Source organism: Streptomyces sp. bgisy130 (genome assembly GCF_057708345.1).
Genome location: NZ_JBYISA010000007.1, coordinates 256,857 through 273,352 on the forward strand (window position 1 = coordinate 256,857; position 16,496 = coordinate 273,352).

Here is a 16,496-nt window from a genome sequence, read left to right on the forward strand (position 1 = left end):
CTGTGCCCGGCCGGGCCGACGAAGGAGAAGAAGAGAAACATGAGTGATAGGGCCGGTCGAACCGGTGACGCTCTGAGCGAGACGGTCCGCGAACTCGTCGCCCGTCAGCTGCCCGACGCGGCCGGCGCCGCTCTGACGCCGGACCTCCCGCTGCGGGACGCCGGGCTGAACTCCCTGGGCACTGTCGCGACGCTGGTGGCCATCGAGAGCGAGTTCGGTCTCAGCCTCCCCGACGAGCTGATCACCCCGGAGACCTTCCACAGCATCCGGACGCTGACCACTGCACTCGCGTCCGTGGTGGACGAGGAGAAAGACGTGACGGGCGATGCGGGGGCCGAAGATGCCGTCACCTGAACCGGCACTGAGGTTCGGAGTCCACTCCGGGCAGCAGTACGAGACGTACGACGAGATCCTGGCACTGTGGCGCAGGGCCGAGGAACTCGGCTACGACTGGTGCTCGATCTTCGACCACTTGCGACCACCCATGGGCGGTCCGGAAGGCCCGTGCTTCGAGGGCACCACCCTGCTCTCCGCACTGGCCGCGCAGACGGACCGGATCCGCGCCGCGCTCATGGTCGCGCCGGTGGCCTGGCGTCATCCGGCGATGCTGGCCGCGCTCGCCGCGACCATCGACCACGTCAGCGCCGGGCGGGTGGAAATCGGCATAGGCGTCGGCGGCGCCGATCTGGCGCACGCGCAGTACGGCTTCGGCCAACCGGAACGCACCGAGCGACTGGACATGCTGGAGGAGACCGCCGCGGTCCTGCGGGGCCTGTGGTCGGGCGAGCGGTTCTCGTTCACCGGCAAGCACGTCCGCATCACCGAGGGCTACCTCCGCCCCGCCCCGGTGCAGCCGCGGTTGCCGCTGGTCGTCGGCGGTGCGAGCCGGCCCGTACTGCGGGTGGTCGCACGGCACGGCGACGTGTGGAACAGCCTGCTCACGGACACGGCCCGGTATCGCCGACGCGTGGAGCAGCTGGACCACGAGTGCGAGCGGGCCGGCCGGGACCGGGCGGAGATCCGTCGCTCGATGACCTTCCGCGCCCTGCTCGTCGACGACCCCGCGGAGCTGCCGGGCAAACTCGACCGGCTGCGTCACACCTTCCCGCCCGATTCGCCGGTCTGGCCGGAGTATCTGGTCTTCGGTACGCCGGAGCAGTGCGTCGAAGCACTGCTGCCCTACCGCGAACTGGGCGTCACCGACTTCGTGCTGGGGATCCGCCCACCGGTGGACCAGGACACCGTCACGCTCTTCGCCGAGCGCGTGATCCCGCAGCTGCGCCCCGCCTCCGCCCCGGCGTGAGCCCGACGTCCGCCCAAGATCAAACCCCCACAACACCACTGTGCCGACGTTCGCGTGCCCTGAGCGGTGCCGACAAGAAGGGAAACCCGTATGGCCAATTACTATTCCCAAGGATTCGCCGCCTTCTTCGACAGCAGTTACACCGGCTGGGTGGACCGCTTCTCCCCGAAGCTGGCCGAGCACCTGGCACAAACGGCCGGGGACAACCTCACCGCCGCGGACATCTGCTGCGGCACCGGCGTGACCGCCGCGCACTTCCTCGAGCGCGGATGGACCCTGTACGGGGTGGACGGTTCCAAGGCCATGCTCGATCTCGCACGCACCCGGCACACCGGGCGCATCGAGGAGGGCACCTTCCGCGTACTACAGGCCGATGCCCGCTCCTTCGACCTGCCCACCACCGTCGCCGCGTGCGTCAGCCTGGACGGCGCCCTCAACCACCTTCCCTCCCCCGACGATCTAGGTCAGTGCTTCACCTCGGTAGCCGCCGCCCTCGTACCGTCCGGCGAGTTCCTCTTCGACCTCTACGAGCAGTCCCACTTCCTCCACTGGAACCACGCCACGCTCACCGACAGCCCCGAGGCGGTCGTGGTCAAGCGCGGGGTATGGGACACCGGCAGCCGCAGCGGAATGCTGCGCGTCTCCGGGGTGTTCGACACCGGTGACCGGGCCCAGCGGGTCGACCAGACACTGACGAGCTGGTACTACGACAGCACCGAGGTGACCGAGGCACTGCACGCGGCCGGACTGGAGCCGCTCTCCCACGACTTCGGCGGCCTCGACCTCAAGTGCGACTCGGGTTCCTGCTCGCGCACCGACGTGCCGTGCCGCACGATCTACCGCGCGCGAAAGCTCTGATCCAGCACCGGACGGCCGACTCCCCCGACGCCGGGTACCGGCGGTCCCGGTGGGGCGTCAGCCCCGGGGCCCGGGCGCTGGCACGGTCCGCCGGAGCGCGGGTCGGGGAGGACTGACCGGCTGACCGGGCGGCGGCGCCAACGGCCGCTCCGCGCAGGGGTCCGGGCCTTTTCCGGACCGGGTCGTCCCTGCCCGGAAGAAGGCCCGACCGCCCTGCGCGGCAACCTCCCCCTCACTCATCTCCGCAGGTCAGCGCACTCTTCCCCGAGGTTTCAGGGTCACCGGTGGGAGTTCGGGAGCGGCCAGTCGGTCGCCGTCGTAGCCGTGGACGGTGCCGAAGCGGGAGCCGGTGGTCCAGTCCGCGCGGGCGTCCTCGATGTCCTGCTGGGAGCGCCCGATGAAGTTCCACCACATCACGATCTGTTCCTCGAACGGCTCGCCGCCCAGGAGCAGCAGGCTGCTGTCGGAGTCGGCGCGCAGGAGCAACTCGGTGCGGCCGCAGCCGAGGTAGAGGAGGGAGCCGGGGGCCAGCCGGACACCGTCGACCTCGCTCTCGCCGGAGATGGTGAGCGCCGCGTACTCGAAGTCGGGGTCGAGCGGCAGGCGGGTGTCCGTGCCGCCGGTGAGGGTGAGGTCGGCGCCGACCAAGGGTGAGTAGGTGGTGCCGGGCGAGGTGGCGCCGGCCAGTTCGCCGAGGATGACGGTGGCGGAGAGGCCGCCGCCGTTGATCACCGGCAGGTCGGAGTGGTGCTCGAAGGACGGCGCGGTGTCGCGGTGGGCGCCGGGGAGTGCCACCCAGAGCTGGGCGCCGTGCAGGAACGGGCCATGGCCGTGCGGCGATTCCTCGGAGTGCGCGATGGCCCGGCCGGACGTCATCAGGCCCAGTTCCCGCGGCCGTACGGTCTGGAGGCTGCCGAGGCTGTCGCGGTGCAGCACCTCGCCCTCGCGCAGCCAGCTGACGGTCTGGAGTCCCATGTGCGGATGCGGCGGCACCTGCATCCCGGGCTCGTCGACGATGTCGTCCGGACCGTAGTGGTCGACGAAGCACCAGGCGCCGACCATCCGCCGGCCGAGGTTCGGCAGCAGCCGGCGGACGACGGTGCTCTCGCCGAGGGGTACCTGCTTGCCGGGCTGGACGTCGCGGACCGGGCCCGTGCGGCCGGTGCCGCCGCACAGGCTGGGCGCGGGTCTGAGATCGAGGTTGCTCATGGCGCCACGATAGGCACGGTCAGCGGTGCGGTCCGGGCAGGCACACGAAGCGCCGGGGAGGATGCCCCGTCACGCATACAGCTCGCGCAGCCGCACGGACAGGCAGGTCACACAGCCCTCCAGCTTCTCGAACTCGCTGATGTCCACGACGACCGGCTGATAGCCCAGGTCGGCGAAGAGCTCCGCGCTGCGGGGCGCGCCGGCGGCCATCAGCAGCTTGCCGCCGCCGAGCAGCACGACATGGGCGCCGGACTCCTCGGGCACGGGCAGGAAGCGGGGGAAGGCGGCGGGGTCGTCGACCAGGGGCGGATGGCCGATGACGGTGCCGTCCGGGAGCGCGGTGACGGCGGATTTGAGGTGGAGTACTCGGCTGACCGGTACCGCGACGACACGGGCGCCCAACGGTTCGAAGGTGGCGCGGAGTTGGCGGACGCCCTCGGCGTTGGTGCGGCCGCCGCGGCCCACGTAGACGGTGTCGCCGACCTTGAGGATGTCGCCGCCGTCCAGGGTGCCGGGCGCCCGGATCTCGTTGACGGAGCAGCCGAGCGCCTCGACGGCCGCGCGGGCGTCCGCCACTTCGGGCCGCCGCTCTCCGGCGCCGGGGCGGGCGAGCAGGGCGACATTGCGGAACATGACCATGGTGTCCTCGACGAAGACTGCGTCGGGGCAGTCGTCGGCGGGGGCGACCTCGGTGATGTGCCAGCCGTGGTCGCGCAGCACCTGGACGTAGGACTCCCACTGGCGCAGGGCGAGGGCGGGGTCGACCGGACGCCGGTCTATATGGGTGACCAGCCCCTCGGCGAGGCGGGGACCGGGGCGGCGGACGAGCGCCTGCTTGCTGGGCATGCGGCTGCGGCTCCTTTCGGGCGGTGGATCGGGGTGCGGTCGGGTCGGTGCGGTGGCCGCGGCCGCGGCCGGGGTCGGCGTGCGGCAGACGCGGTCAGGCGCGCGGCAGGCCCAGCCAGGGGGCGGCAGGCCCGGTCAGTCGTCGGCTCCGTACGTGGCGCGCAGGGCGTTCTCGACGGCCGCGCGGGCAGCGTGGTGGTCCAGGCCGAGGCGCTGGGCGCGGCGGGCGTAGTGCTTGGCGGCCGCGGCGGCTTCCTTGTCCGCGGCCTCCCCGGCCGCCGCGATGAAGCTGCCGTTGCGGCCGCGGGTCTCGATCACGCCGTCGGTCTCCAGGGCGCGGTAGGCCTTGGCCACGGTGTTGGCGGCCAGGCCGAGCTCTTCGGCGAGACCGCGGACGGTGGGGAGTTTGTAGCCGACCGGCAGACCGCCGTCCCTGGCCTGATCCGCGATCTGGGTGCGTACCTGCTCGAACGGCGCGGCGGCCGCGGCCGGATCGATGGTGATGCTCAAGGTCTGCGGGGACACGGTGGCGCTCCTGGTGCTGGTGGTGGGGCGGGCGGATGCGCGACGGCGCGTACCCCTGGGGTGTGTCCCCGGGATGCGTGCGCGTGCGCGTACCCGTCGGTGCGCGTGTTTGTCGCATCCATTGTGCGTCAGGAGCGCCCGCCGTGACGGGAGGTCTCACCTCTCGGGAGGTGTCACCCCCGGCGAGGCATCCCCTCGGGAGGGGTCACAGCTCCAGGGTGGTGCCCGTCGTCCGCAGCCAGGCGTTCATGCCGAGGACCAGCTCGGCGCCGGGGCGGATGCCGGGCGTCGCGCCGTCGGCGGTGGCCTGCGCGAGCGCGCCGGAGTCCAGCAGCGGCCGGACGGGAGCGGCGCGGTCGGCGGCCAGCTCCTTGAGTTCGTCGCGCAACGCCTCGATATAGCGCGGGTCCTGGGTGCTGGGGTAGGGGCTCTTGACCCGGTCGGCCACCGCGTCGGGCAGCACCTCGCGGGTGGCGGCGCGCAGCAGCGACTTCTCCCGGCCGTCGAACGTCTTCATCGGCCAAGGGGTGTTGAAGACATAGTCGACGAGCCGGTGGTCGCAGAACGGGACGCGGACCTCCAGGCCGACGGCCATACTGGCCCGGTCCTTGCGGTCGAGCAGGATCTGCACGAAGCGGGTCAGATGCAGATAGCTGATCTCGCGCATCCGCCGCTGGAGGCCGGTCTCGCTGTCGAGGCGGGGCACTTCGGCGAGCGCCTCGCGATAGCGGCGCGCGGTGTAACCGGGCAGGTCGAGCTTGCCCAGCAAACCGCGGTCCAGCAGCGCCTCGCGGGTGCCGCCGCCCCCGGCGAACCGGCCGGAGAGGCCGGCCGCGATCCAGGGGAAGGTGTCGGCGTGCACGGCCTCGGGGTCGTGGAACCAGCGGTAGCCGCCGAAGACCTCGTCCGCGGACTCGCCGGACAGCGCGACCGTGGACTGCTCGCGGATGGCCTTGAACAGCAGGTAGAGGGAGGTGTCGCCGTCGCCGAAGCCGTTCGGCAGATCGCGGGCGGCGAGGACCGCGGCGCGGTGGCCGGGGTCCATCAGGGCGGCGGTGTCCAGGACGATGTCCTGGTGCTCGGCGCGGACGTGCTCGGCCAGGGCGTGTGCGTACGGCCCGTCGGGGGTACCGCGCAGATCATCGGGCCGGAAGTTCTCGGTGTAGCCGGTGAAGTCGACGGCGAACGAGCGCACCGGGCCGCGGCCCTGGGCGGCCAGCGCGCGGGCGGCGAGCGCGGTGAGGGCGGAGGAGTCCAGGCCGCCGGAGAGCAGGGTGCACAGCGGCACATCGGCGATCAGCTGGCGGTCCACGATGTCGTCGAGCAGCGCGCGGATGTGCGCGACGGTGGCGCCGAGGTCGTCGGTGTGCTCGCGGGCGGTGAGGGCCCAGTAGCGCTTGACGGTCACCCCGCCGCGGCCGACCCGGACGAGATGGCCGGGGCGTACCTCGTGCATGCCCTGGTAGACGGCGTGGCCCGGGGTCTTGGTGAAGGTGATGAGCTCGGCCAGGCCCTCGGCGTCGACGGTGGGGCGTACGGCGGGGTGGGCGAGGATCGCCTTGGGCTCGGAGCCGAACAGCACACCGTCGGGGGTGGGGTGGTAGTAGAGCGGCTTGATGCCCATCCGGTCGCGGACCAGCAGGAGTTGCCGGCTTCGTGGGTCCCAGAGCGCCAGGGCGTACATGCCGTTGAGGCGCTCGGCGAACGCCTCGCCCCACTGGAGGTAGGCGTGCAGCACCACTTCGGTGTCGCTGCGGGTACGGAAGGTGTGGCCCAACTGCTCCAGTTCGGCGCGCAGCTCGCGGTAGTTGTACACCTCGCCGCTGTAGGTGATGACGAGCAGGGTGCGGCCGTCATGGGTGACGGTCATGGGCTGCTTGCCGCCGTCGAGGTCGATGACGGCGAGCCGGCGGTGGCCGAACGCGGCATGGGTGTCGGACCAGAGGCCGGCCGCGTCCGGGCCGCGGCAGGCCATGGTCTCGGTCATCGCCTCAAGGGTGGCGCGCGCTCTGGTGAGGTCGTGGTCGTAGGAGATCCATCCGGTGATTCCGCACATGCTCGCGGCTCCTCCTTCGGGGGCCGTCGCATCCGGGCGGCGGCCTGCGGCAGGCACCGTACGCGCGGATAGGTGTACGGGCCACACAAGCCGTCCCGGAACGCCCGGAACGGGCCACGCGCGCACCGCATTTCGGGAAAGCAGCGGCAAAGCGGGGCCCGCACACCGGAAAAGACGCGGCAATTTCACCTCAGGGCGGCGCCGTCGGCCGGCCCCCGAAGAGCCGTGTTACATGCGCGAGTTGGCGGTGGCCGAGGCGTGGCACGCGCTCAGGGGAAGGTCGGCGATCAGCACATACCGCTCATCGGCCACTCCTTGCCCCACAGCACCCCTTCGTGCGCGAGGCTCTCCACTCGTGTGCGCACCGCCAACGGCTCGACGAGGGTGGTGAGTTCGCCGGCCGGAAGACCTATCGGGTCGGCCTCGCCCCAGCGGCCCTCCACCAGCACCAGCCGGCCACCGGGGGTGAGCAGACCGGCCCAGTGCCGCAGCGCGGCCGCGGGATCGGGCAGGGCCCACAGGACATGGCGCACCAGGACGACATCGAACCGCCGCTCCCCCACGGGTGGTTCGGCGGCGTCACCGACCAGGAACGCGGCATCGCGGCCCGCGAGCTTGGTGCGCGCCCGCTCGATCATGCGCGCGGAGCGGTCGATGCCCGTGACGCGATGGCCCTGCTCGGCGGCCAGCAGGGAGAGGCTTCCGGTGCCGCAGCCCAGGTCGAGGACGGCGGCGGGCCCGGCGGGCAGCCAGGAGCGCAGCCTGGCGGCCCAGGCGGAGCGGACGGCGGGGGCGCGCAGACCGTGGTCGGGCTCCTCGTCGAAGGATGCGGCGGCCGCTTCCCAATAGGCGGCGTCGGCGGTCGGCAGCGGTGGGTTGAGGGGATCGGTCACGGGCTGACGGGACGGATCGGCGGGCGCATCGGGACTCATGTGCCGATGGTGGCAGCACCCACTGACAACGGCGGCGGACACGGCTTCCGGGCCTGCTGCGCGGGCCGGTGGCGGGCGCCGGGAAGAGCGCCCGGACAGGGTGCGGGGGTACCGTGGAAAAGGCCGGTCGAGTGCGGCGGCGCCACCCTGAGAGAGCGCCTGTCGCACGGTGGGGACCGGCATTGGACCGGTCATATGTGTGCCTCCCAGAGCAGCCGCCTCTCCGGAGACGACGTCTTCGACCTCACGCGGACGGCCGTGGTGATGGCCGATCGCGCGGGGGTGGCGCAGGGCTGGACGAAGGGCGCCGAGCGGCTGCTGGGCTATGCGGTGTCCGAGGCCGTCGGCCGGCCCCTGGCGGAGCTGTTCGCGGGCGTGGCCGCCGGGGCGCCGCCGGACAACAGGTGGGAGTCCCGGCTGGCGTCGGCGGAGGGCTGGAGCGGACTGGAAACCGTACGGCACAAGGACGGCCACCGGCTCGACCTGGAATTCCGCGTGCTGCCGCTGATGGACGCCCAGGAGCGCTCGGCGCGTCTCGTCCTTGCCGCCGAGATGACCCGGACGCCCTGGTCGGGAGCGAGCCGGTCGTTCCTGGAGGGCATTCTCGGCATGTCACCGATCGGCGTGGCCATGGTGAACGCCGATCTTCGGTTCGTGTGGCTGAACGACGCCTTGGAGGAGATGGGCGGCACCAGCCGCGAGCAGCGCCTCGGCAAGCGGCTGGGGGACATCCAGCCGGGCCTCGCCGTGGAGGCCATCGAGGCGGAGATGCGCAAGGTGCTGAGCACCGGTACCCCCTCGGTCGGCTACGAGTACCTGGGGCGCCCGCAGTCCGATCCGGAGCGGGAGCACGCCTACTCCACCTCGTTCTTTCGCCTGGAGGACGAAGCGGGTCAGGTATTGGGCGTCTGCTACATGGTCCTGGACGTCACGGAAAGTTACCGGGCCCGCCAGCGGATGGCGCTGCTGAACAAGGCCGGTGAACGCATCGGCAGCTCCCTGGACGTCTGGCAGACCGCGCAGGAACTCGCCGATGCGGCGGTTCCGGATCTCGCCGACTTCGTCACCGTCGATCTCCTCGATGCGCTGCTCTCCGGGGAGGAACCGGCGCCCGGCCCGGTCGATGCCGCGGATCTGGTCACCATGCGCCGTGCGGGACAGCAGTCCGTACGGGAGGGCTGTCCCGAGGCGGTGGTGGCGATCGGGGAGGCGGCCGCCTATCCCCCGTCGGCGCCCATCGTGCTGAGTCTCATCGAGGGCAATTCCGCTCTGTTCCAGACACTGGATCTCGCCGCCGGGGGCTGGGCGGCCGACGGTTCGGTCCGCGCGGCGCACCTGCGGGAGCTGGGCTTTCACTCGCTGATGGTGGTTCCGCTGCGGGCGCGGGGCGCGTTCCTGGGGGCGGCGGCGTTCGCCCGCCGGCAGCACACCGGGCCGTTCCAGCCCGACGACCTGGTGCTCGCCGAGGAATTCGTCACCCGCGCCGCGATCTCCATCGACAACGCCCGCAGATACACCCGCGAGCACAACACGGCCCTCACCCTCCAGCACAGCCTGCTGCCGCACGATCTGCCCGAGCAGTGCGCGGTGGAGGCCGCCTACCGCTATCTGCCGGCCGACTCGCTCAGCGGCGTCGGCGGCGACTGGTTCGATGTGATCCCGCTGTCCGGCGCCCGGGTCGCGCTGGTGGTCGGCGATGTCGTCGGCCACGGGGTGCACGCCGCGGCCACCATGGGGCGGCTGCGGGCCGCGGTGCAGGCGCTCGCCGACCTGGACCTGTCCCCGGAGGAGGTGCTGGCGCACCTGGACGACATGGTCAACCGGGTCGGCCACGACACCAACGCCGACGACGGGGTCATCGGAGCCACCTGTCTGTACGCGGTCTACGACCCGGCCGGCTGCCGCTGCACGCTGGCCCGCGCCGGTCACCCCGCACCGCTGCTCATCAGCCCCGCGGGCGAAGGGCAGCTGCTGGAGCTGCCGACCGGACCGCCGCTGGGACTGGGCGGGATGCCCTTCGAATCCGTCGAACTTCCGTTGCCGGAAGGCAGTCTGCTGGCCCTCTACACCAACGGTCTGCTGCTGGGGAAGGCCCTCGATCTCGACGGCGGGATCACCAGGCTGCGTACCGCCCTGGCCGATCCGCAGGCCCCGCTGGAGGATCTCTGCGACACGGTGATCGGCGGTCTGCCGGGCGGACGGCCGGTCGACGACGTGGCGTTGCTGCTGGCCCGCACCCGGGCCCTGGCGCCGGCCCAGCTGGCGACCTGGGAGATCCCCGCCGATCCGTCCGCGGTCGGCCAGGCCCGCAGATCCGCCGCCGGCCGGCTGGCGGAGTGGGGCCTGGAGGACCTCGCCTTCTCCACCGAGCTGATCGTCAGCGAACTGGTCACCAACGCCATCCGGCACGCCGCCGGGCCGATCAGCCTGCGGATGATCCGGGCGCGCACGCTGATCTGCGAGGTGTCGGACAGCAGCAGCACCTCGCCGCACCTCCGCCATGCGCGCACCACCGACGAGGGCGGCCGGGGGCTGTTCCTCATCGCCCGGTACGCCGAGCGCTGGGGCACCCGGTACACCGCCCAGGGAAAGATCATCTGGGCCGAACAGCCGCTCCGGCCGGCCGACGGCCCCGTATCGGCGAACGCCATGGACGCGCTCCTCGAAGGCTTCGACGACCTCGGCGGCCCGGCTCCCGTCACCGGCACCGGCACCGGCACCGAAGGCCACTGAGGACAACTCCCCGCCGAGGACAACTCCCGCCGCGGGCAAGGCCCGAGAGCGCCGCGCGGCGACCGGACGGCCGGCATCCGCGGCCCTCACCACCCGCCGATGCCCGTTTCCTCCCCGCCTGTATGAGCCCCCGCTTAGCCGTCCCTTAAAGCGACCATAAGGATCTCCAGGATCGCCCTTCAGCCCCCAAAACCGCTGTTCAGCGCGGCTAGCGTGCTTCTCGTAGGCGGGTCACGGACCGCCGGCGCCGGTCACCGGGGGCGGCGTCGCGTGCTGTGTCCCGACCCCCCACCACTCCCCCGCCACCCCGCTCAACGCACTTGATGAAGGAGACCCCCACCATGACCGCTCGTCGCAAGGCCACCGGCATCGCCCTGATCGGTATCGCCCCGCTCGCGCTCACCGCGCTCACCGCGAGCCCGGCCGCCGCACACGGTTCGATGACCGACCCGGTCAGCCGGGTGTCGGCCTGTTACGCGGAGGGCCCCGAGAATCCGAAGTCCGCGGCGTGCAAGGCCGCCGTGCAGGCCGGCGGGGCCCAGGCGTTCTACGACTGGAACGGCGTACGGGACGGCAACGCGGGCGGCCAGTCCCGGACCCGTATCCCGGACGGCAAGCTGTGCAGCGCCAACAACCCCGAGTTCAAGGGCCTGGACCTGCCCCGCGCCGACTGGCCGTCGTCCCCGATGAAGGCGGGCAACCACACCTTCCGCTACAAGGGCACCGCGCCGCACAAGGGTTACTTCGAGCTGTACCTCACCAAGGACGGCTACGACCCGAAGAAGCCGCTGAAGTGGTCCGACCTGGAGTCGAAGCCGTTCGCGAAGGTCAGCGACCCGAAGATGGTCAACGGGGACTACGTCTTCGACGGCAAGGTGCCGGCCCGGTCCGGGCGCCACCTGATCTACAGCGTCTGGCAGCGGTCGGACAGCCCCGAGGCGTTCTACACCTGCTCCGACGTCGTCTTCGGCAAGCAGGCCGGCGGCACCCCCGCCAAGTCCGGGGCGGCGCCCGCGCCGACCGCCTCCGCGCCGAGCGAATCCCAGATCGAGGACGGCGCCTCCAAGTCGACCGTGGGCACGGGTCACCACGACGACGACTGCGGCACCACCCGTCACAAGGACGGCGCCCGGCCGAAGTCCGCCGGCGCACCGGCCCACGCGAACGCGGCGCAGGCCAACGCCCCGCACGCCAACGGCAATTCCGAGCCGGTCGACGGCCAGCGGCTGGCGGAGACCGGTAACGACAGCTCCACCGTCCCGCTCGCCGTCAGCGGCGCCGCGGTGCTCGCCCTGGGCGCCGGCGTCGTGTTCGCCACCACCCGCCGCAAGGCCGCCCGGCACCGCGGCTGAGCCCGGCTTCCCGGGCCGCCCGGGAAGCGACGCCGCCCCCTGCTGCACCCAGGGGGCGGCGTCGCCGTTTCAGCGGCCGCGCCGTATCAGGAGCCGGCCGGCGGCAGCGCCTCGATGATGTCGTTGGCGACATGCTGGTAGATGACCGAGCTCCGGCAGTCGACGACCTCCCGGCGCTTGAAGACCTGGTCCATCAGGAGTGCGTGCAGCCGGTCGACGTCGGGAACGGCGACATGGACGAGGAAGTCGTCGCCGCCCGCGACGACATAGACGTTGAGCACTTCGGGCAGCGAGGTCAGAAAGGCCTTGAAGCGCTCGATGACCTCGCGGTTCATCGGGCGGATACGGACCGTGAGCAGCGCCTGGACGGGCCGGTTGAGGGCGCGCAGGTCCACGGTCGCGCGATAGCCGGTGATCACTCCCCGGGCGCGCAGCGCCCGCACCCGCTCCAGGCAGGTGGAGGGCGCGATGTTCAGCCGGCGGGCCAGGTCGCGGTTGGTCTGCCGTGCATCGCGCTGGAGTTCGCGGACAATCGCCGAATCAATGTCGTCCATGACCCCCATGGTGCCGCAGCCACCGAATTATGTTCGGCGAGAGGCCCCATTGATCAATCCAACGGTTACGTTCTGCGACTGTGACCGTACAACAAACATCTCTCCCGGCATCCGCACCACCGGATGTGCGGCGGCTGGGCGTCGGCAGCGGTACCGCGCTGTGCGCCGGGGCCGTCCTCGGGCCCGGCGTCCTGACGCTGCCGTCCCTGGCCGCCGCCGCGGCCGGCCCCGCCTCGATCCTGGCCTGGGTGGTCCTGCTCGCCCTGTGCGTGCCGGTGGCCGCCTCCTTCGCGGCGCTCGGCGCACGGTTCCCCGACGGCGGGGGCGTGGCCACCTATGTGCACCGGGCGATCGGGCCGCGGGCGGCAGCCGTGGTGGGGTGGTGGTTCTACGGGGCGGTGCCGATCGGCGTGGTCTCGGCGTCCTGGATCGGCGGGAAGTACGTGGCCGACGCGGCCGGTTGGCACGACACGGGCGCGGCCGTCGTGGCCGGGGCGGTGCTGGCGGTGGCGCTGGTCTCCAACGCGGTGGGGCTGCGGCTGTCGGGCCGGGTGCAGCTGCTGCTCGGCGGGCTGCTGGCGGTGGTGCTGCTGGGCACGGTGCTGGCGGCCGCCCCGCAGGTGTCCGTCCGCCATTTCACGCCGTTCCTGCCCGGCGGCTGGTCCTCGGTCGGGTCGGCGGCCGGGGTGCTGTTCTTCGCGTTCGCCGGCTGGGAGGCGGCCAGCCATCTGTCGGGCGAGTTCGCCGATCCCGGGCGGGACCTGCCGCGGGTGACGCGCCGTACACTCGCCGTCATCACCGTGCTCTACCTGGGGCTCGCGGTGGCCACGATCGGTGCGCTGGGGCCGGCCGCGGCCGGGACCGAGACCCCGCTGACCGAGTTGCTCGCCCGGAGCGTGGGCGGCGCCGCCCGACCCGTGGCCGCCGTGGCGGCGCTCTTTCTGACCTTCGGCGCGGTCAACTCGTATCTGGCCGGGGCCTCCCGGCTCGGGGCGGCGCTCGCCCGGGACGGGGCGGCGCCGCGCGCGCTGGCCAAGGGCGGTGCGCCGGGCGAGGTGCCGCGGCGGTCGCTGGCGGTGCTCGGCGGGGCGGCCGTAGTGGTGGGGGTGGCGGCTGGCTACGGCGGCGCCGATCTGGATCTCCTGATGAGGGCCACCGCCACCTGTCTGGCGGCGGTGACCCTCGCCGGCCTGGCCGCCGCGCTGGTGCTGCTGCCCCGCCGCACTCCCCTGTGGTGCGGCGGGTGCGCGAGCGCCCTGCTGACGGCGGCCGTGCTGGCCTTCTCCGGATGGCTGCTGCTGATCCCGGCGGGACTCGCCTGCGCGGCCGTCGGCTTTCTGACGCTGCGCCGGATCACCCGATGAGGCGGCGCAGCAGCCGGACATAGCGGCTCCAGCGGGCGGGCCGGGCGACGGTGCCCTTACGGCCAGAGCGGGTCGGTGCCGCCGGACAGGCCGTCGATCAGCAGACCGGCCTCGGCCCGGGACACCGGCAGCACCCGCTCGTGCACGTTGTAGACACCCATCACGCCCTTCCTCACCTGGCCCGCACCCGTTTCAGAGGCGCCTCTCCAATATAGTGGAGAGTACCCTCTAGAACATGGCAAGGCCACCCCGGTTCGACACCGCACAGCTCCTCGACGCCGCCGTACGGCTGGCGGCCGAGTCCGGGCCCTCGGGCGTCACCATGTCCGCCGTCGCGGCCGCCGCCGGCGCCCCCAGCGGCTCGCTCTACCACCGTTTCGCCGGCCGCTCGGCACTGCTCGCCGAGGTGTGGCTGCGGACCGTCGAGGGCTTCCAGTCGGGCTACTTCGAGGCCCTGGAATCCGCGGACGACCCGCGCGCCGGGGGCCGGGCGGCCGCCCGGCACATCGTGGCGTGGAGCCGCACCCACCCGGAGGAGGCCGCGCTGCTCCTGTACGGGGCCCAGGAGTTCGGGCGGGACGACTGGTCCGACGAGCATCTGCTGCGCGCGGAAGAGGGGAACATGCGGGTACGGGCCGCCCTGGCGGCGCTCGCGGGGGCCCTGGGGCTGCACGGCCGGGAGGGCTTCGACCGGGTCACACTCGCCGCCGTCGACCTCCCGCTGTCGCTGGTCCGCCGCCATCTGCGCGGCGGCACCCCGCTGCCCCCGCACGCCGAGGACCTGGCGGAGCGGTGCACCGACGCCCTGTTGGCCGCCGACTGACCCGCGCGCCTGTTACGGAGCGCGGCCCGGCCCCGCCACGACGGCGGGCCGGGCCGGCTCCCGTCAGCCCGGCAGACAGGTCGTCCGGGTGGCGTGCGCCGGGTCGAGGGCATTGGCCGTCTCATGGAAGGCGACGCGGTCGACGAGCCCGATGGCCACATGCTCGGAGAGGTCGAGCCCGCACAGATCCTGGACCACCACATTGCGTACGTCGGGGCCGTCGAGGAAGGCACTCCGGTAGGGGGTGACGACCTCGTCGTACTTGGTCGCGATCACGGTGTAGTGCACCCCGGGGAGCGTGTCCCCGCCCTCATTGAGACGGTTGAGGATGTCCGAGCCGGCGATCTGGTCGGCCAGCCCGGGGGTCAGCTTGTCGATGTAGTCCTTGGCGCCGGGGAAATGGTCGAGCAGACGGGTCAGACCGTTCAGATCGGTGCCGTGGTTGTCGGGGGCCAGTCCGACCAGCGTGTTCACCTTGTCCGCGCCGCCATGGAACTTCAGGTACACCCGCGACATCATGCCGCCCTGCGAGTGGCCGACGAGATCGGCCTTCTCGGTGCCGGTGGCGGCCAGCACCCGGTCGACATAGGCGGCGAGCTGCTGGGCGGACGCGTCGACCGGACCCAGCCCGTGGAAGAACGGGACACCGGGCAGCTGACCGTAGTCCAGGGAGAAGACGCAGTAGCCGCGGGCCACCAAGTAGGGCGCGAGGCCGAGCCAGTTGTCGATGGAGTTGCCGAGGGTGCCGTGCACCAGGACCACCGGCCGCGGGTGGGCGGCGGAGGGCTTGCAGGAGTAGTTGTTCCAGCCGCTGCCGGCGGCGGCCGTGCGCGTGGGGTGCTGCGCGGCGTCTCCGGCCGGGGTGGTGGCGGGCGAGGGGTCGGCGGCCGCGGCGGGAACGGTGGCGCCGCCGAGGGCCAGGGCGAGGGCGGGGAACAGGGCGAGCGTTCTTGACCAGCGCAGCTTCATACGATGCTCCTTGCGGGGTGAGGGGACTCCGAAGTGCTCGGTGAGCCGTTCACCTGCGATCCGGATCGCAAGGGCCAACGCAGTTGACTGGCAAGTAAGTTACGGCTGGGTAAGCGCGGTGGACCAGCGGTCTGACGGTGAAGGAAGCCGCACACAACCCTCACCGGACGTCCGGGGGCCGGCGCACGGTTTCCGTGCTCGGTGCTGCCTGTGCACCCCGTCCGCCGCGACCGGCCCGGATGTCGGACCCGTCCCGTAGAGTCGATAACGGCTTGACCAGGCACGCGACTTGACCAGGTACGTGACACGAGGGGGCGACCGATGGAAACGGCCGGGACGGCGGATCTGAGCGGGATCGTGGAGATCTCATCGGCGACGGAGCTGCGCGAGCTGATCGGTGAACCCAGCCGCCATGCGGCACACAAGACCCGTCACCGGCTGCACGACCTCGACCGCCAGTGGCTGGCCCGCTCACCGTTCTGCGTGATAGCCACCGCGGATGCGCAGGGCCGCTGCGACGCCTCACCCAAGGGCGACCCCGCGGGCTTCACCCATGTCCTGGACGACACCACCCTGGTGATCCCGGACCGCCCCGGCAACAAGCGCATGGACGGCTGGCTCAATGTCCTCGACAATCCGCAGGTCGGGCTGAACTACCTCCTCCCGGGGCGCGGCGACACCCTGCGCATCAACGGCCGCGCCCGGCTGCTGCGCGATGCCCCGTTCTTCGACGCACTGACCGTCAAGGGTCACCGCCCGCGGCTGGCGCTCCTGGTGGAGGTCGAGGAGGTCTTCTACCACTGTTCCAAGGCGTTCCTGCGCTCGGAGCTGTGGAAACCGGAGACCTGGCAGCCGGACGCACTGCCCTCCCGGGCCCGGATCGTCAAGGGTCTGGAGGCCCCGGACGTGCCCCTGGCGGAACTGGAGCAGCACTACGGCCCCCGGTACGCGGAGCGGCTCTACGGCTGAGGC

At 72.2% G+C, this 16,496-nt stretch carries 14 protein-coding genes and 1 pseudogene; 8 read left to right on the top strand and 7 right to left on the bottom strand.

All coding sequences use genetic code 11. The annotated features are described in order from the left end of the window. The first annotated feature begins 39 nt into the window (after positions 1 to 39). The 3 genes from AC3EUV_RS12875 to AC3EUV_RS12885 all read left to right on the top strand — a co-directional run bounded on the left by AC3EUV_RS12875 (position 40) and on the right by AC3EUV_RS12885 (position 2,161). The gene (locus tag AC3EUV_RS12875) at positions 40 to 354 is read left to right on the top strand and encodes a phosphopantetheine-binding protein (protein ID WP_432145498.1); all 315 of its coding nucleotides are present in this window, start codon (positions 40 to 42) and stop codon (positions 352 to 354) included. Beyond that, a complete protein-coding gene (locus tag AC3EUV_RS12880) occupies positions 341 to 1,303 on the top strand; it encodes an LLM class flavin-dependent oxidoreductase (RefSeq protein WP_435602934.1) in 963 nt (320 codons plus the stop codon). Before AC3EUV_RS12875 ends, AC3EUV_RS12880 begins: the two co-directional genes overlap by 14 nt. A 90-nt stretch (positions 1,304 to 1,393) precedes the next feature. Further along, on the top strand, positions 1,394 to 2,161 hold the full coding sequence (locus AC3EUV_RS12885; protein WP_435602935.1) for a class I SAM-dependent DNA methyltransferase: 768 nt from the start codon (positions 1,394 to 1,396) through the stop codon (positions 2,159 to 2,161). A 249-nt stretch (positions 2,162 to 2,410) separates the two neighbouring features. On the opposite strand, the gene AC3EUV_RS12890 is transcribed toward AC3EUV_RS12885, so the two are convergent. The 5 genes and pseudogenes from AC3EUV_RS12890 to AC3EUV_RS12910 all read right to left on the bottom strand — a co-directional run bounded on the left by AC3EUV_RS12890 (position 2,411) and on the right by AC3EUV_RS12910 (position 7,729). Further along, on the bottom strand, positions 2,411 to 3,370 hold the full coding sequence (locus AC3EUV_RS12890) for a pirin family protein (RefSeq protein ID WP_435602936.1): 960 nt from the start codon (positions 3,368 to 3,370) through the stop codon (positions 2,411 to 2,413). 69 nt (positions 3,371 to 3,439) lie between these two features. Then, positions 3,440 to 4,216 (bottom strand): dimethylargininase, encoded by a 777-nt coding sequence (ddaH, locus tag AC3EUV_RS12895; RefSeq protein WP_435602937.1) that lies wholly within the window; start codon positions 4,214 to 4,216, stop codon positions 3,440 to 3,442. Between the two features lie 135 nt (positions 4,217 to 4,351). Beyond that, positions 4,352 to 4,741, bottom strand: coding sequence for a GntR family transcriptional regulator (locus AC3EUV_RS12900; protein ID WP_435602938.1), 390 nt, complete (start codon positions 4,739 to 4,741; stop codon positions 4,352 to 4,354). A 205-nt stretch (positions 4,742 to 4,946) separates the two neighbouring features. Then, positions 4,947 to 6,797 carry an asparagine synthase (glutamine-hydrolyzing) gene (asnB, locus tag AC3EUV_RS12905; RefSeq protein ID WP_435602939.1) on the bottom strand — a complete coding sequence of 617 codons (1,851 nt, stop codon included), beginning with the start codon at positions 6,795 to 6,797 and terminating at the stop codon, positions 4,947 to 4,949. Between the two features lie 228 nt (positions 6,798 to 7,025). Beyond that, positions 7,026 to 7,729 (bottom strand): annotated as a pseudogene (locus AC3EUV_RS12910) (class I SAM-dependent methyltransferase). A gap of 195 nt (positions 7,730 to 7,924) precedes the next feature. Here AC3EUV_RS12910 and AC3EUV_RS12915 point away from each other — a divergent pair. Then, positions 7,925 to 10,462, top strand: a complete 2,538-nt coding sequence (locus tag AC3EUV_RS12915) for a SpoIIE family protein phosphatase (RefSeq protein WP_435602940.1) — start codon at positions 7,925 to 7,927, stop codon at positions 10,460 to 10,462. Positions 10,463 to 10,803: 341 nt separating this feature from the next. Further along, positions 10,804 to 11,814 (top strand): lytic polysaccharide monooxygenase auxiliary activity family 9 protein, encoded by a 1,011-nt coding sequence (locus AC3EUV_RS12920; protein ID WP_432145508.1) that lies wholly within the window; start codon positions 10,804 to 10,806, stop codon positions 11,812 to 11,814. A gap of 86 nt (positions 11,815 to 11,900) precedes the next feature. Here AC3EUV_RS12920 and AC3EUV_RS12925 read toward each other — a convergent pair whose 3' ends face one another. After that, a complete protein-coding gene (locus AC3EUV_RS12925; RefSeq protein ID WP_398832011.1) occupies positions 11,901 to 12,368 on the bottom strand; it encodes an Lrp/AsnC family transcriptional regulator in 468 nt (155 codons plus the stop codon). 80 nt (positions 12,369 to 12,448) lie between these two features. On the opposite strand from AC3EUV_RS12925, the gene AC3EUV_RS12930 reads away from it, so the two are divergent. Beyond that, entirely contained in the window at positions 12,449 to 13,732 is a 1,284-nt protein-coding gene (locus AC3EUV_RS12930) for an APC family permease (protein WP_432145509.1), read from the top strand. Between the two features lie 235 nt (positions 13,733 to 13,967). Continuing rightward, on the top strand, positions 13,968 to 14,555 hold the full coding sequence (locus AC3EUV_RS12935) for a TetR/AcrR family transcriptional regulator (RefSeq protein WP_432145510.1): 588 nt from the start codon (positions 13,968 to 13,970) through the stop codon (positions 14,553 to 14,555). Positions 14,556 to 14,618: 63 nt separating this feature from the next. Here the strand turns inward: AC3EUV_RS12935 and AC3EUV_RS12940 are convergent, their stop codons facing one another. Then, on the bottom strand, positions 14,619 to 15,524 hold the full coding sequence (locus tag AC3EUV_RS12940) for an esterase/lipase family protein (RefSeq protein ID WP_432145511.1): 906 nt from the start codon (positions 15,522 to 15,524) through the stop codon (positions 14,619 to 14,621). 321 nt (positions 15,525 to 15,845) lie between these two features. Between AC3EUV_RS12940 and AC3EUV_RS12945 the strand changes: the two genes are divergently transcribed. Next, positions 15,846 to 16,493, top strand: a complete 648-nt coding sequence (locus tag AC3EUV_RS12945; protein WP_432145512.1) for a pyridoxamine 5'-phosphate oxidase family protein — start codon at positions 15,846 to 15,848, stop codon at positions 16,491 to 16,493. Positions 16,494 to 16,496 lie beyond the last annotated feature (3 nt).

What these genes read in the sequence shown, in the direction of transcription:
- AC3EUV_RS12875 (WP_432145498.1), top strand. Translation starts at nt 40, where the DNA reads ATGAGTGATAGGGCCGGTCGAACCGGTGACGCTCTGAGCGAGACGGTC.
- AC3EUV_RS12880 (WP_435602934.1), top strand. Translation starts at nt 341, where the DNA reads ATGCCGTCACCTGAACCGGCACTGAGGTTCGGAGTCCACTCCGGGCAG.
- AC3EUV_RS12885 (WP_435602935.1), top strand. Translation starts at nt 1,394, where the DNA reads ATGGCCAATTACTATTCCCAAGGATTCGCCGCCTTCTTCGACAGCAGT.
- AC3EUV_RS12890 (WP_435602936.1), bottom strand. Translation starts at nt 3,370, where the DNA reads ATGAGCAACCTCGATCTCAGACCCGCGCCCAGCCTGTGCGGCGGCACC.
- ddaH (WP_435602937.1), bottom strand. Translation starts at nt 4,216, where the DNA reads ATGCCCAGCAAGCAGGCGCTCGTCCGCCGCCCCGGTCCCCGCCTCGCC.
- asnB (WP_435602939.1), bottom strand. Translation starts at nt 6,797, where the DNA reads ATGTGCGGAATCACCGGATGGATCTCCTACGACCACGACCTCACCAGA.
- AC3EUV_RS12915 (WP_435602940.1), top strand. Translation starts at nt 7,925, where the DNA reads ATGTGTGCCTCCCAGAGCAGCCGCCTCTCCGGAGACGACGTCTTCGAC.
- AC3EUV_RS12920 (WP_432145508.1), top strand. Translation starts at nt 10,804, where the DNA reads ATGACCGCTCGTCGCAAGGCCACCGGCATCGCCCTGATCGGTATCGCC.
- AC3EUV_RS12925 (WP_398832011.1), bottom strand. Translation starts at nt 12,368, where the DNA reads ATGGACGACATTGATTCGGCGATTGTCCGCGAACTCCAGCGCGATGCA.
- AC3EUV_RS12935 (WP_432145510.1), top strand. Translation starts at nt 13,968, where the DNA reads ATGGCAAGGCCACCCCGGTTCGACACCGCACAGCTCCTCGACGCCGCC.
- AC3EUV_RS12940 (WP_432145511.1), bottom strand. Translation starts at nt 15,524, where the DNA reads ATGAAGCTGCGCTGGTCAAGAACGCTCGCCCTGTTCCCCGCCCTCGCC.
- AC3EUV_RS12945 (WP_432145512.1), top strand. Translation starts at nt 15,846, where the DNA reads ATGGAAACGGCCGGGACGGCGGATCTGAGCGGGATCGTGGAGATCTCA.